Annotated in this window: 15 protein-coding genes and 1 pseudogene; all 16 read left to right on the top strand. The window is 38.6% G+C overall.

Going from position 1 to position 15,602, the window contains the following annotated elements; translation table 11 throughout:
• Positions 1-134, top strand: a pseudogene (sucC, locus tag AC1DRF_RS08200) (succinate--CoA ligase subunit beta); the annotation flags it as partial.
• Positions 135-152: 18 nt separating this feature from the next.
• Positions 153-1,055, top strand: coding sequence for a succinate--CoA ligase subunit alpha (sucD, locus tag AC1DRF_RS08195; RefSeq protein ID WP_013058889.1), 903 nt, complete (start codon positions 153-155; stop codon positions 1,053-1,055).
• Positions 1,056-1,118: 63 nt separating this feature from the next.
• Positions 1,119-2,000, top strand: a complete 882-nt coding sequence (gene dprA / locus AC1DRF_RS08190) for a DNA-processing protein DprA (RefSeq protein ID WP_043976470.1) — start codon at positions 1,119-1,121, stop codon at positions 1,998-2,000.
• A gap of 154 nt (positions 2,001-2,154) precedes the next feature.
• Complete coding sequence (gene topA, locus AC1DRF_RS08185; RefSeq protein ID WP_028410804.1) at positions 2,155-4,230, top strand: type I DNA topoisomerase; 2,076 nt, start codon at positions 2,155-2,157, stop codon at positions 4,228-4,230.
• Between the two features lie 206 nt (positions 4,231-4,436).
• Entirely contained in the window at positions 4,437-5,741 is a 1,305-nt protein-coding gene (gene trmFO / locus AC1DRF_RS08180; protein ID WP_028410805.1) for an FADH(2)-oxidizing methylenetetrahydrofolate--tRNA-(uracil(54)-C(5))-methyltransferase TrmFO, read from the top strand.
• Between the two features lie 65 nt (positions 5,742-5,806).
• Positions 5,807-6,709, top strand: a complete 903-nt coding sequence (gene xerC, locus AC1DRF_RS08175; protein ID WP_014458427.1) for a tyrosine recombinase XerC — start codon at positions 5,807-5,809, stop codon at positions 6,707-6,709.
• A gap of 14 nt (positions 6,710-6,723) precedes the next feature.
• Positions 6,724-7,266 (top strand): ATP-dependent protease subunit HslV, encoded by a 543-nt coding sequence (gene hslV / locus AC1DRF_RS08170; protein WP_013058884.1) that lies wholly within the window; start codon positions 6,724-6,726, stop codon positions 7,264-7,266.
• 16 nt (positions 7,267-7,282) lie between these two features.
• Positions 7,283-8,683 (top strand): HslU--HslV peptidase ATPase subunit, encoded by a 1,401-nt coding sequence (gene hslU / locus AC1DRF_RS08165; RefSeq protein ID WP_013084801.1) that lies wholly within the window; start codon positions 7,283-7,285, stop codon positions 8,681-8,683.
• 28 nt (positions 8,684-8,711) lie between these two features.
• Positions 8,712-9,491: a GTP-sensing pleiotropic transcriptional regulator CodY gene (gene codY, locus AC1DRF_RS08160; protein ID WP_013058882.1), complete on the top strand. Its 780-nt coding sequence runs from the start codon at positions 8,712-8,714 to the stop codon at positions 9,489-9,491.
• 441 nt (positions 9,492-9,932) lie between these two features.
• On the top strand, positions 9,933-10,322 hold the full coding sequence (flgB, locus tag AC1DRF_RS08155; RefSeq protein WP_427075220.1) for a flagellar basal body rod protein FlgB: 390 nt from the start codon (positions 9,933-9,935) through the stop codon (positions 10,320-10,322).
• A gap of 2 nt (positions 10,323-10,324) precedes the next feature.
• Entirely contained in the window at positions 10,325-10,774 is a 450-nt protein-coding gene (flgC, locus tag AC1DRF_RS08150) for a flagellar basal body rod protein FlgC (protein WP_013084799.1), read from the top strand.
• A 12-nt stretch (positions 10,775-10,786) separates the two neighbouring features.
• Complete coding sequence (fliE, locus tag AC1DRF_RS08145) at positions 10,787-11,077, top strand: flagellar hook-basal body complex protein FliE (RefSeq protein WP_014458432.1); 291 nt, start codon at positions 10,787-10,789, stop codon at positions 11,075-11,077.
• 49 nt (positions 11,078-11,126) lie between these two features.
• Positions 11,127-12,719, top strand: a complete 1,593-nt coding sequence (gene fliF / locus AC1DRF_RS08140; protein WP_043976477.1) for a flagellar basal-body MS-ring/collar protein FliF — start codon at positions 11,127-11,129, stop codon at positions 12,717-12,719.
• Between the two features lie 11 nt (positions 12,720-12,730).
• On the top strand, positions 12,731-13,750 hold the full coding sequence (fliG, locus tag AC1DRF_RS08135; RefSeq protein WP_477740567.1) for a flagellar motor switch protein FliG: 1,020 nt from the start codon (positions 12,731-12,733) through the stop codon (positions 13,748-13,750).
• Positions 13,743-14,531 carry a flagellar assembly protein FliH gene (fliH, locus tag AC1DRF_RS08130; protein WP_427075219.1) on the top strand — a complete coding sequence of 263 codons (789 nt, stop codon included), beginning with the start codon at positions 13,743-13,745 and terminating at the stop codon, positions 14,529-14,531. The genes fliG and fliH overlap by 8 nt, the downstream gene beginning before the upstream one ends.
• On the top strand, positions 14,506-15,602 hold a 1,097-nt coding region (locus AC1DRF_RS08125), incomplete at its 3' end, for a FliI/YscN family ATPase (RefSeq protein ID WP_477740566.1). The genes fliH and AC1DRF_RS08125, both read left to right, overlap by 26 nt.

The raw sequence follows: 15,602 nt of genomic DNA, 5'->3' as shown, positions 1-15,602 counted from the left end.
TTCCATTAGTTGTTCGCTTAGAAGGAACAAACGTTGAACTTGGAAAAGAAATTTTACAAAAATCAGGCTTAAATATCACAGCTGCTGAATCTATGGCAGACGGCGCACAAAAAATCGTTTCACTAGTGAAATAGAAAGGCTGGGGGATAGGAATGAGCGTATTTATTAATCAAGATACAAAAGTAATTGTACAAGGAATTACAGGCGGAGTTGGCCTTTTTCATACACAGCAAATGTTAGAATATGGAACGAAAATTGTTGGTGGCGTAACACCAGGTAAAGGCGGCTTAGAAGTAGAAGGTGTTCCGGTATTTAATACGGTTGCCGAGGCAAAAGAAAAAACAGGCGCAACGGCTTCTGTTGTATATGTTCCGCCAGCATTCGCAGCTGACTCCATTATTGAAGCAGTTGACGCAGATTTAGATTTAGTTATTTGTATTACGGAAGGTATTCCAGTATTAGATATGGTAAAAGTAAAGCGTTATATGGAAGGAAAACGTACGCGCCTTGTGGGACCTAACTGCCCAGGTGTTATTACACCGGAAGAATGTAAAATTGGAATTATGCCAGGGTACATTCACAAAAAAGGTCATGTAGGTGTAGTTTCACGTTCTGGTACATTAACATATGAAGCTGTTCATCAACTTTCTGAAGCTGGCATTGGCCAATCAACAGCTGTTGGTATCGGTGGTGACCCAGTGAACGGCACGAACTTTATCGATGTATTAAAAGCGTTTAATGAAGATGAAGATACGTATGCAGTAATTATGATTGGTGAAATCGGCGGTACGGCAGAAGAAGAAGCGGCAGAATGGGTAAAAGCAAACATGACAAAACCTGTGGTCGGCTTCATTGGCGGTCAAACAGCACCTCCAGGAAAACGTATGGGCCATGCTGGTGCTATTATTTCAGGTGGTAAAGGGACAGCATCTGAAAAAATTAAAACAATGAATGAGTGCGGTATCCAAGTAGCTGAAACACCATCTGTTATGGGAGAAACACTTATTAAAGTGTTAAAAGAACAAGGCATTTACGAGCAGTGTAAGACTCATTAATAGAAGACATATAGCCTCCTTTGACTGGGGGCTATTTTGTCCATTTAAAAAGGAGATTGTAGAATGTCTGATTTACGGGAAAAATTAATTCATTTAGCACATTGTCCATCTGTTAATTGGAAACAAATTTTTACGCTACTTCAACAGAATTCTTCATTACAAAATCTCTACGAGTACTCTCCATCACAGCTTCAAAAACTATTGACTCTCTCGATTGAACGTGCTAATCAAATAAAAAAAGATTTGCAAACTATTCCAATACGAGATATTCTAGATAAATATGACGCTGAGAATATTCAATGTGTCACCATCCTAGATGATGAATATCCTGAACTTTTGCGCCATATTTATGATCCGCCTTGGGTATTATTTGCAAGAGGAAAGATTTCTCTCCTACACGCTACGGCAAGCTTAAGCGTTGTAGGAACAAGGAACCCCACTTCATATGGAACTGCAGCTCTGACTCATATTGTTAAGCCGATGCTGCATGAAGAATTTGTCGTTGTAAGTGGACTGGCCTTAGGGATTGACCAGGCTGCTCATGAACTGGCTATCGCTGAAAAAGCTAAAACGATTGCAGTTTTAGGCGGAGGGTTTTATAATATTTACCCAAGAGGAAACCAAAATTTAGCAAGAGAAATTGCGCAGCATCATTTGCTGCTTTCTGAATATGCCCCGTTTATGAAGCCGACAAAATGGTTTTTCCCTCGCAGAAACAGAATCATTAGCGGATTAACAGGAGGCACGTTGGTGGTGCAAGCAAAAGAAAGAAGTGGATCTTTTATTACCGCCGACCAGGCGCTTCAGCAAGGAAGAGAAGTATTTGCCATACCGGGTTCTATTTTTGAAGAAACATCATGTGGAACGAATAAGTTAATCCAATTAGGGGCAAAACTTGTGCAAAGCGCTGCTGATATTACAGATGAAATGATGTATATAAGATGAATGTTTCAAAGTAGTCATATTCTTGCATGGTATGAAATACTAGTGAGATACGTAGTAAAATCGTATGACTTATCTTTTGGACATTTGACAAACAAGAACCAAATATTTAATAATAATGAAGATTTTATTCTACCTCTTGAGGAGGAACAAATAGATGTCTGACTACCTAGTAATTGTAGAATCGCCTGCAAAGGCTAAAACAATTGAACGTTATTTAGGAAAGAAATATAAAGTAAAAGCATCGATGGGACATGTTCGCGATTTACCTAAAAGTCAAATGGGAATTGATATTGAACAGGATTACAATCCGAAATATATTACAATTCGCGGGAAAGGCCCGGTTTTAAAAGAACTAAAAACAGCGGCTAAAAAAGCAAAGAAGATTTACCTAGCAGCCGATCCAGACCGTGAAGGAGAAGCGATTGCATGGCACTTGGCGCACAGTTTGGATGTAGACATTGCATCGGACTGCCGCGTAGTATTTAATGAGATTACAAAAGAAGCGATTAAAGAATCTTTTAAACATCCACGAGCAATTAATATGGATTTAGTAGATGCTCAACAAGCACGCCGTATTCTTGACAGGCTGGTTGGCTACAACATCAGTCCATTGCTGTGGAAAAAAGTGAAAAAAGGATTAAGTGCCGGAAGGGTTCAATCAATTGCAGTGCGGTTAATTATTGATCGTGAAAAAGAAATTGCAAAGTTTATCCCAGAAGAATACTGGACGGTAAAAGCAACTTTTCAAAAAGGGAACGACCAATTTGAAGGCCAGTTGATCGAATATCAAGGAAAAAAAGTAGAGCTATCGAATGAAAATGATGTAACCAACATTGTTAAACAATTAGATGGAAATGAATTTTCAATTTCTAAAGTAACAAAACGTGAGCGAAAGCGTAATGCGGCTCCTTCTTTTACCACGTCTTCATTACAGCAAGAGGCAGCGCGGAAACTGAACTTTCGAGCGAAAAAAACAATGATGATTGCGCAGCAATTATATGAAGGAATTGATTTAGGAAAAGAAGGTACAGTAGGTCTTATCACGTATATGCGTACCGATTCTACTCGTATTTCAGAAACAGCTCAAACGGAAGCTAGAGATTACATTACGAACGCATACGGAAATCAGTTTGTGGCAACGGAAAAGCGTAAAGAAAAGAAAAATTCGAACGCGCAAGATGCCCACGAAGCGATTCGTCCAACTTCAGCTCTTCGTAAACCAGGAGAGGTAAAAGAGTTCTTATCGCGTGATCAGTATCGACTGTATAAGCTAGTATGGGAGCGCTTCGTTGCTAGTCAAATGGCACCTGCAATTATGGATACAATGGCTGTAGATTTGAAAAATGGAGACGTAACATTTAGAGCAAACGGGTCCAAAGTTAAATTTCCAGGCTTTATGAAAGTGTATGTTGAAGGCAATGATGATCAAGTGGAGGAAAAAGAAAATCTTCTTCCAGACTTAGAAGAAGGAGAAGTAGCTTATTCTAAAGACATCGATGAAAAGCAGCACTTCACACAGCCGCCGCCAAGATATACTGAAGCTCGTTTAGTCAAGACATTAGAAGAGCTAGGCATTGGCCGACCGTCTACATATGCTCCAACACTTGACACGATTCAAAAGCGCGGGTACGTAGCGCTCGATAACAAGCGTTTTGTTCCAACAGAACTTGGAGAAATTGTACTAGAGCTTGTATTGGAGTTTTTCCCGGAAATTTTAGATGTAGAGTTTACAGCTAAAATGGAAAACGATTTGGATGAAGTGGAAGATGGTAATGTTCAATGGGTGCGTGTTATTGACGAATTTTACAGTGATTTTGAAAAACGCTTAGAACATGCTGAAAAAGAAATGCGCGAAGTGGAGATTAAAGATGAACCTGCCGGAGAAGATTGCGGAGAATGCGGTTCACCTATGGTATACAAAATGGGACGCTACGGAAAATTTATGGCATGCTCTAATTTCCCTGACTGCCGCAACACAAAGCCAATTGTAAAAGAGATTGGCGTAAAGTGCCCGAAATGTGAAGAAGGAAATATCGTTGAGCGAAAATCGAAGAAAAAGCGTACATTTTATGGCTGTGATCGATTCCCGGGCTGTGACTTCGTATCTTGGGATAAGCCGATTGCAAGAAAATGTCCGAAATGTGAAAACCTGCTTGTGGAGAAGAAACAGAAAAAAGGAACTCAAGTCGTCTGTACAAGTTGTGATTATAAAGAAGAAGCTCAGCAGTAAAAGAGAATGGGATGAATTCCCACACTTTAAATTTTAAAATAGCAGTTATATAAGATGCGGCGACATTGCTTCATGTGCTAAAATGGAAACGTTATTAGCGACATTGAGTAATGTCGCATTTTCTTTGTCCCGTTAAAAAAGGAACAGACAAGTGAATGAATAAGGAAAATGATAGAAAAGATAGAAATGAAGTTGGAGGATTTACAATGAATGAACAAGTAATTAATGTTATCGGAGCAGGTCTTGCTGGAAGTGAAGCAGCTTGGCAAATCGCAAAGCGCGGTTTGAAAGTTCGCCTTTATGAGATGAGACCAGTGAAGCAAACACCTGCTCATCATACGGACAAATTTGCTGAATTAGTATGTAGTAATTCACTGCGTGCGAATACATTAACAAATGCAGTGGGTGTTTTAAAAGAAGAAATGCGATTATTAGACTCTGTAATTATTCGTTCAGCAGACGAATGTGCGGTTCCAGCAGGTGGAGCACTGGCTGTTGATCGTCACGAATTTGCCGCTCGTGTGACGGAAAGCGTTAAAAACCATCCGAACGTAACGGTTGTTAACGAAGAGATTACGGAAATTCCACAAGGACCAACTGTTATTGCAACAGGTCCGTTAACGTCAAAAGATTTATCAGAACAGCTGCGCGCGTTAACAAGTGAAGATTATTTATATTTTTACGATGCGGCTGCACCTATTATTGAAAAAGACAGCATTGATATGGATAAAGTATATCTGAAATCTCGCTATGACAAAGGGGAAGCTGCCTATTTAAACTGTCCGATGACAAAAGAAGAATTCCAGCGTTTTCATGAAGCATTAATCAATGCAGAGACGGTTCCTTTAAAAGAATTTGAGAAAGAAATTTATTTTGAAGGATGTATGCCAATTGAAGTAATGGCTTCACGCGGAGAAAAAACAATGCTCTTTGGACCCATGAAACCAGTTGGGTTAGAAGATCCGAAAACAGGAAAGCGACCTTATGCAGTTGTTCAGCTTCGTCAAGATGATGCAGCAGGTACACTATATAATATCGTAGGTTTCCAAACACATTTAAAATGGGGAGCACAAAAAGAAGTATTGAGCTTAATCCCAGGTTTAGAAAATGCAGAAGTAGTACGCTATGGAGTTATGCATAGAAATACGTTTATTAATTCTCCTAAATTGTTAAAGCCTACGTATCAATATCGTGAGCGTGATGACTTATTCTTTGCTGGACAAATGACGGGAGTAGAAGGATATGTAGAATCAGCGGCGAGCGGACTAATGGCAGGAATGAACGCGGCTCGACTTGTACTTGGTGAAGAATTGGTTGTATTGCCGCAGGAAACAGCGATTGGCAGTATGGCTCACTATATCACACATACAAACGCAAAAAATTTCCAGCCGATGAATGCCAACTTTGGCTTATTCAAAGAATTGGAAGTGCGAATCAAAAACAAACAAGAACGAAATGAAACGCTTGCTAAACGAGCATTGGAAACTATTCAGAATTTTACAACAAAATAATCGAAATTGTTTGCAAGGGCTACTTAATTGTGATAATATTTAGTAGCCCTTGTGAGGTGATAACATTGGAATTTGTTAAAGATGTATTAAATTCCTTTCTAGAATATTTACAAATTGAGAAAAATTATTCAAAATATACAGTTGACTGCTATGAAAAAGACATAGGTATCTTTATGTCTTTTATGCAGGAAGAGCAAATACAAAACCTACAAAGTGTTACATATGCTGATGCACGGCTGTTTTTAACACGCCTATATGAAAAGCAGTATTCAAAAAGATCGATGTCACGCAAAATTTCTTGTTTGAGAACGTTTTATCGTTACTTAAATAGAGAAGAATTAGTAGAAGATAATCCATTTGCGCTCGTTACCCTTCCTAAAAAGGAGGAGCGAAATCCTCGCTTCCTGTATGAAGAGGAGATTGTGAAATTATTTCAAATGAATGACTTAACAACTCCGTTAGGGCAGCGTAATCAGTCTCTATTAGAATTGCTGTATGCCACCGGAATACGAGTGAGTGAATGTGCATCTATTAAGCTTAGCGATATAGATTTTTCACTTCAAACTTTGCTCGTATATGGCAAAGGGAAAAAACAACGGTACGTGCCATTTGGCTGTTATGCCAAGGACGCTCTTAGAGTATATATAGATAATGGAAGAAAGCTTCTTTTAAAAAAGGCTCCTTCTGATACTCATTCGCTCTTTTTAAATTACAAGGGGACACCGTTGACAGACCGAGGCATACGCTTAGTCATTGATCAGTTAGTAAAGAAGACCGCTGAGAATATACATATTAGTCCACACGTTTTGCGGCATACTTTTGCGACTCATATGTTAAATGAAGGGGCAGATTTACGTACAGTTCAAGAAATGCTAGGTCATGAACATTTATCAACCACTCAAATATACACACATGTGACGAAGGATCGTTTAAAGGCAGTTTATATGAATCACCATCCTCGCGCATAAAAGGAGGAGTTAATTTGTCTACTTTCCATGCTACTACGATTTTTGCGGTTCAGCATAACGGTCAATGTGCCATGTCTGGGGACGGACAAGTAACGTTCGGTAATGCTGTTGTGATGAAACATACTGCTCGAAAAGTAAGACGTTTATTTCAAGGGCAAGTTCTTGCCGGCTTTGCAGGTTCAGTAGCTGATGCATTCACTCTTTTTGAATTATTTGAAACGAAGCTTGAAGAGTATAACGGAAATCTTCAGCGTGCAGCCGTTGAGCTTGCTAAACAATGGAGAAGTGACAAAGTATTGCGAAAGTTAGAAGCAATGCTTATTGTTATGAACAAAGATAACTTACTGTTAGTATCAGGAACGGGTGAAGTTATTGAACCGGACGACGGCATTTTAGCAATTGGATCAGGCGGAAATTATGCTTTATCAGCGGGACGTGCATTAAAACAACATGCAGGCGAACATTTAACAGCTAAAGAAATTGCAAAAGCAGCTTTAGATGTAGCAAGTGAGATATGTGTTTATACAAATGATCATATTATTGTAGAAGAACTGTAGGAAAGGGGATTTTTTTATGAATTCTCATTTAACACCTCGACAAATTGTAGAAAAGCTCGATCAGTATATTATTGGTCAAACGAAGGCAAAGAAAGCGGTCGCTGTTGCGCTGCGAAATCGCTATCGACGCGGTCTGTTAGACGAATCTTTACGTGATGAAGTTGTGCCGAAAAACATTTTAATGATTGGTCCTACAGGTGTGGGTAAAACCGAGATTGCACGCCGCTTAGCTAAGCTTGTCGGTGCACCTTTTATTAAGGTTGAGGCAACAAAATTTACGGAAGTTGGATATGTAGGACGCGATGTAGAATCAATGGTTCGTGATTTAGTGGAAACGTCAGTTCGACTTGTGAAAGAAGAAAAAATGAACGGCGTGCGTGATCGCGCAGAAGAAAATGCAAACAAGCGGATAGTAGAGCTTCTTGTTCCAAGTAAAAAGAAGCAGCAATCGTTTAAAAATCCGTTTGAAATGATTTTTTCAAACGGTACACAGTCAAGCGATGCGGATCCTGATCAAGATGAGGAAACGAATATTGCAACGAAGCGCAAGCAGATTGCTCATCAGCTTGCTTTAGGAGAGCTTGAAAATCATTATGTCACAATTGAAGTAGAAGAGCAACAGCCTTCTATGTTTGATATGTTACAAGGTTCGGGTATGGAACAAATGGGCATGAACATGCAGGATGCCTTAAGCAATTTTATGCCTAAAAAACAAAAAAAGCGCAAACTTACTGTTAAAGATGCACGAAAAGTATTAACAAATGAAGAAGCGCAAAAATTGATTGATATGGATGAAGTGACGCAAGAAGCTGTGAATCGTGCAGAACAATACGGAATTATTTTCATTGACGAAATTGATAAAATTGCTCAGAAAAGTGGTAATTCATCTTCCGCTGATGTTTCACGTGAAGGCGTACAGCGAGATATTTTACCAATTGTAGAAGGGTCAACGATTGTTACAAAATATGGCGCAGTCAAAACTGATCATGTTTTATTTGTAGCAGCCGGTGCTTTCCATGTATCAAAACCGTCGGATTTAATTCCAGAATTGCAAGGTCGATTCCCAATTCGCGTTGAATTAACGAAGCTAACCGTTGAAGATTTTATAAACATTTTAGTAGAGCCAGATAATGCGTTATTAAAGCAATATGCRGCATTATTGGAAACTGAAGGTATACAAATTGAATTTTCTGACGATGCTATACGTAAGATTGCAGAAATTGCATATCAGGTAAATCAAGATACAGACAATATTGGTGCAAGAAGGCTTCATACGATTTTAGAACGTTTGCTAGAGGATTTATCGTTTGAAGCACCAGAAGTAACATTAGAGAAAATTGTGATTACTCCGCAGTACGTGGAAGAAAAATTAGAAAAAATCGCTAAAAACAAAGATTTGAGTCAATTTATTTTATAGAACTGAAATCGCAGGAGGAAGAGTACTAATGGATTTATTAGGGAAAACTAGAAAGATTAATGCAATGCTACAAAAAGCAGCTGGTAAACCAGTAAACTTTAAAGAAATGGCTGAAACACTTTGCGAAGTGATCGAATCAAATGTATTCGTAGTAAGCCGTCGCGGTAAATTATTAGGAATCGCTGTTAAACAGCAAATTGAGAATGCGCGCATGAAAGATATGTTAGAAGCACGCCAGTTCCCAGAAGAATATACTCAAAGCTTATTTAACATTCAAGAAACATCTTCTAACTTAAACATTGAAAGTCAATATACAGCTTTCCCAGTTGAAAATAAAGACTTATTTGATGCAGGACTAACAACAATCGTTCCAATTATCGGAGGCGGAGAGCGTCTAGGTACGCTTGTATTATCTCGTTTAGACCGTCAGTTCGAAGACGATGATTTAATCCTTGCTGAATACGGTGCAACGGTAGTAGGTATGGAAATTCTTCGTGAAAAAGCAGAAGAGATTGAAGAAGAAGCACGTAGCAAAGCTGTTGTACAAATGGCAATTAGCTCATTATCATACAGTGAGTTAGAAGCTATTGAGCACATCTTTGAAGAGTTAAATGGAAATGAAGGACTATTAGTAGCAAGTAAAATTGCTGACCGCGTTGGAATTACACGTTCAGTAATCGTAAATGCGCTACGTAAATTAGAAAGTGCTGGCGTTATCGAATCACGTTCTTTAGGAATGAAAGGAACTTACATTAAAGTTCTTAACAACAAATTCTTAGTAGAGCTTGAAAAATTAAAATCTAACTAAGTTTATGAACAAAAAAGCACACGGGCAAAGCCCGTGTGCTTTTTTGTATGCTCTCAGTACAAAAAGATTCGCTGTGGGTTAAGACGATTCGTTCACTATTTTTATAAATCTTTAACAAAGTTCATATAAAAATCTAAAAATTATATTATAGAATCTTTAAATAGTAAAAAGATACTAATTGATTACAAATCGTTACTTTTATTACATATTGTTCAGGACTTATGGTATGTATTTTGATTTTAAATTAAAAAAATAGAGCTAAAGTATAGCATTGATGTTAAAATATGCTTGGAAAACGAATGAAAATTTTGGTTTATAGTCCAAAAGTTCTTAAAAAAGGATAGACATTGCATGAAGTTTTTCTTACAATAAGTTCTATGGTACTAAAGTCGAAATTTGTCTCATTTTGAGAAAAATAGAATAGATAAGCAGGTGTAAGAAGTGAGTTTGTTTTCAACTACTTTTCAAACAATTGAAAATGGAATTAGCTACGCGTCACAAAAGCAGCAGATGATTGCACAAAATATCGCAAATGTTGATACTCCAAATTATAAATCGAAAACCGTATCGCGTACGAGTGAATTCCGAGATTTATTACATAACGAGTTAGAAGCATATCAGACTGATTCAAAACATATCCCATTTTCTGGTTCATCCCAGCGAGTGATTACCCAGCAAGGAAACACTTCCTATCAAGCAAATGGAAACAATGTGGATATGGATAAAGAGATGGCGGATATGGCTGAAAATCAAATTTACTATGAGGCGCTAGTAGATCGTTTAAATGGAAAATTTAATTCTCTTCAAACAGTCATTAGAGGAGGTAAATAAGTTTGACTATTTTTCAAAATATGAATATTACATCTTCAGCTTTAACTGCCAATCGTTTAAGGATGGACGTTGTTTCATCTAATATGGCGAATGCTGAAACGACAAGAGGGACGTACGTTAATGGTGAGTGGCAGCCTTACAAAAGAAAAATGGTTGTCATGCAGTCTGATCGTTCGCCTTCTTTTTCGTCCGTCTTACACTCCGAAATCAATAAAAATCAAAACAATGGTGTAAAAGTCACAGATATCGTAGAAGATAATACTCCTTTTAATTTAGTATATAACCCGACGCATCCAGATGCGAATGACCAAGGGTACGTGCAGATGCCGAACGTAGATCCTTTAAAGGAAATGACGGATTTAATTAGTGCTACTCGATCTTATGAAGCAAACGTGACAGTCTTTAATACAAACAAAAGTATATTAACAAAGGCATTAGAAATTGGGAAATAAAGGAGCGATAAAATGATTAATGGTATCAGCAATCAAATAGCCATAGCAAAAACAGCAGCTTCTACTAGCACTGGACAAACAACTCAACAGTTTTCAACGTTTTTAAAAGACTCAATCAATGAGTTAAACAATACTCAACGCGCTTCGGATATAGCGACTGAAAAGCTTGCTAAAGGAGAAAACGTCGAACTCCAAGATGTAATGATTACTGCTCAAAAAGCAAGTATTACGATGCAAACGGCTCTTGAAATACGCAATAAAGCTGTTGAAGCCTATCAGGAAATGATGAGAATGCAAATGTAATTGAGCGGTTATTAAAGAAAATGAAAATAGTAATAACCGGAGGAATACCATGAATGAAAGAATAGCTCTTTATCGAGATAAGATGAAAGTCTTTTGGAATAACCGCAAAAAAGGACAAAAAATAGCCCTTATCGCTGCTCCTCTTGCGGCTGTTCTAGTCATTAGTTTAGCATCTGTTTTTTTAAACAAGGATAAATTTGTCCCTCTTTATAGCAATCTATCGGCTCAAGAAACAGGACAAATCAAAGCAGAGCTTGATGCTAGAAGCGTTCCTTCAGAAATCTCTGATAACGGAACAACYATTTCGGTGCCTGAACAAAGCGTTGACTCGCTAAAAGTTGATTTAGCTGCACAAGGAATTCCTGATAGCGGAAGTATCGACTATTCGTTTTTTGGGAAAAATGCGAGCTTTGGTATGACAGATAATGAATTTAATGTGTTAAAACTCGATGCGATGCAAACTGAATTGGCTAACTTAATGAAAAACATTCAAGGAGTCAATGATGCAAAAGTGATGATTACCCTTCCCAATGAAAGCGTCTGGGCGAATGAAAAGCAGGGAGAAGCATCAGCATCGATTGTGCTTAATACAAAGGCTGGTTATAAATTTGATGATCAGCAAATTAAATCTCTTTATCATTTAGTATCCAAAAGTGTGCCAAACCTTCCTACAGATAATATCGTCATCATGAACCAATATTTTGAGTACTTTGATTTAAAAGGTAACGAAACGAATTCAGCTTCTAGCTCATTTGCTTCGCAGAACGAAGCGAAAAAAGAAGTTGAGCGAGATATTCAGCGTCAAGTACAGCAAATGCTAGGAAGACTGGTCGGTCAAGACAAAGTAATGGTCTCTGTTACAGCAGATCTTGATTTTACACAGGAAAATCGCGAAGAAAAGCTAGTAGAGCCTGTTGATAAAGATAATATGCAAGGAATTGCCGTTAGCGCTGAAAAAATTAATGAAACATTTTCTGGTAAAAACGCTCAAGATGGAGGCGTTGCTGGAACAGGAGAAGAAGATACAACAAATTACTCATCTAGTACAACAAGTGGAGACGGAGACTACGAAAAAAACGAAGAACGAATTAATTATGAAGTGAATAGAATTCATAAAGAAATCGTCGAAAGTCCATACAAAATTCAAGATCTTGGCATTCAAGTAATGATAGATCCGTCCAATGCAAAAGGGAAATCACAAGTTTCCGATACGCTTGAGTCAGACGTTCAAAAAATGTTAGGTACAATTGTCCGTACTTCTATTTCAAAAGATGCAAATACGAAAGCCCTCTCAGATAACGCGGTCAGCGATAAGATTACCGTTTCCGTTCAGCCGTTTAATGGACAAGAAACAGCTGACAACACAGCAAGTTCGATTCCATTGTGGATGTATATAACCGGAGGAGCACTGCTGCTTATTATTGTTGTTCTTATTGTGCTGTTGGTTAGGAAAAGACGTCAAGACTTTGATGAAGAGGAATATGATGAAGAGTACGAGGAAACTTTTGAAGCATATGAAGCGGCACAAAAAGCTCCTGTTTTAAGTGCTGAACAGCAAACAAAAAGCAATCTTGAAACGTTAGCGAAGCAAGACCCGGAAGAGTTTGCAAAACTGCTGCGAACATGGATTAGTGAGGATTAGGAGGAAAGCTAATGGTAAAGGCTATGCAAAAAAATGAGTTAACTGGAAAGCAAAAAGCAGCAATTTTGTTGATTTCTCTCGGTCCGGATGTATCAGCTTCTATCTATAAACATCTCAGTGAAGATGAAATTGAGCAACTAACGCTTGAAATTTCTTCAGTGAGAAAAGTAGAGCCGTCTTTAAAAGAAGCTGTGCTTCATGAGTTTGAACAAATAACGCTTGCTCAAAACTACCTTGAAAAAGGAGGAGTAAGCTATGCGAAACAGGTGTTAGAAAAAGCACTTGGACCAGAGCAGGCTATGATGATTATCAATCGATTAACTTCTTCTTTGCAAGTTCGTCCGTTTGATTTTGCCAGAAAAGCTGATCCTATGCAGCTGTTAAATTTCATTCAGCATGAGCATCCTCAGACGATTGCCCTTATTTTATCTTACTTAGAGCCGCCGCAGGCAGGACAAATCTTATCATCACTGCCTCAGGAAAGGCAAGCGGATATTGCAAGACGGATTGCGACGATGGGAAGTACGTCTCCCGAAGTCATTAATGAAGTTGAGCAAATTTTAGAGAGAAAGCTTTCTGCTACTGTTACCCAAGACTATACCCAAACAKGTGGTTTAGAAGCAGTAGTTGAAGTATTAAATGGAGTAGACCGAGCGACTGAAAAAATTATTATTGATACGCTTGAAATTCAAGATCCGGCATTAGCAGAAGAAATCAAACAGCGAATGTTTGTATTTGAGGATATCGTAACGCTCGATAACCGTTCTATTCAGCGTGTGATACGAGATGTAGAAAATGATGATTTATTGTTGAGCTTAAAAGTAGCAAGTGAAGAAGTGAAATCTATTATTTTTAAAAATATGTCTAGCCGTATGGTGGAAACGTTTAAAGAAGAAATGGAATTTATGGGTCCTGTGCGTTTGAAAGATGTAGAGGAAGCTCAGTCACGTATCGTTGCTGCAATTAGACGTTTAGAAGATGCTGGTGAAATTGTATTAGCTCGAGGTGGAGGAGACGATATTATTGTCTAATATCATTAAATCAACTTATACGAACAAACTTTCAGACGAAAATGCGAAGCACATTCAAGTCATTCCGTTTGGTTTTCCGATACAAGATGAGCCCACAGAAGAGCATCTTCAGCAAGAAAATGCACAGCACGTTATTGAACAAGCGCACAGTGAAGCTGAAATAATAAAGGCCGAGGCAGACGCTTACCGAATACAAGCTCAAAACGAAATTGAACGTTTGAAAAAGCAGTGGGAAGAAGAGAAGGTGCTGCTGTTTCAACAAGAACAAAAGCGAGGCTATGAAGAAGGATACGAAGAAGGGCTGCTTCAAGGAAAACAAGAGTATGAGCATGTATTAGCCATGTCGCGAAACATTGTTGACGAAACAAAGAATCAGTACTACGAATATATAAATCAATCTGAAGAAGTCATCTTTGAATTAGGTTTCACCCTAGCTGAAACGATTTTAAATGAGCAGCTTCAAAGAGATGAATCATTTTTATCACTTGTTGCAAGGTCTTTAAAAGAAGTTAGAGAACATAAAGAAATCCAGCTTTTTGTTTCTCCGAAAAAATATGCATATGTATGTGAACATAAACGAGAACTGTTCGATTTATTAAACGGAGAAACCGGGCTATTTATTTATGCGGATGAAAATCTTCAGGAAATGGATTGTGTCATCGACTCCTCTTATGGGCGTCTTGTTGCGTCTTTTGATAGTCAGTTAACGGAAATGAAGAAAAAATTAAAAGAACGTTTGTTAGAGGAGAGTAAACATGAAAGTCGCACAACTCATTCATGAAATCCCGCGCACATCTTCTTTTAAACGGTACGGGAAAGTCAGCCGAGTAGTAGGAATGATGATTGAATCTAAAGGACCTAGAACGTCAATAGGAGATGTTTGCTTTGTTCATCTTAGTGAACGAGGAGATAAAATTCGTGCAGAAGTTGTTGGTTTTAACGGTGAGCACGTCGTTTTAATGCCTTATACGTCTGTTCGATATATCGGACCTGGCTGCCTAGTGGAAACGACAGAAAAACCTCTGCAGGTAAGCGTGGGAAAAGAGTTAATAGGTCAAGTGCTTGATTCGTTAGGGAACCCTTTAGACGGGTCTGAACTTTCTCAATATTTGCCGTTTGTTTTAACCGATCAAGACCCCCCTAATCCCTTAGAGCGTCCGCCTATTGAACAGCCGATTGAAGTAGGGGTGCGAACAATTGATAGTTTGCTAACAGTAGGTCAAGGGCAGCGCATCGGTATTTTTGCAGGAAGCGGTGTTGGTAAAAGTACGCTGCTCGGGATGATTGCACGCAATACAAAAGCAGATATCAATGTCATTGCCCTTGTAGGCGAGCGAGGAAGAGAAGTTAGAGAGTTTATTGAGCGAGATCTTGGAGAGGAAGGGTTAAAGCGCTCCGTTGTAGTAGTTGCTACCTCGGATCAGCCTGCTCTGCTTCGAATGAAAGCAGCATATACAGCTACTTCTATTGCTGAATACTTTCGAGATGAGGGGCTGAGCGTCATGATGATGATGGATTCTGTTACCCGTGTAGCAATGGCTCAAAGAGAAATTGGATTAGCCGTAGGTGAACCTCCGACTACCAAAGGTTATACACCATCTGTTTTTGCTAGCTTGCCAAGGCTGCTTGAACGTACAGGAACTAATCAACATGGATCTATTACTGCTTTTTACACTGTATTAGTAGACGGTGATGATATGAACGAACCTATTTCGGATACAGTGCGAGGCATTATAGACGGACATATTGTACTAGACCGGKAGCTGGCCAATAAAGGTCAATATCCGGCCATCAATGTTTTAAAAAGCGTTAGTCGCGTGATGAACCATATCGTAAGTGAACGGCATAAAGA

The sequence above is a fragment of the Priestia sp. P5_B4 genome (assembly GCF_056400385.1).
This window is presented reverse-complemented; position numbering and strand designations above follow the sequence as displayed.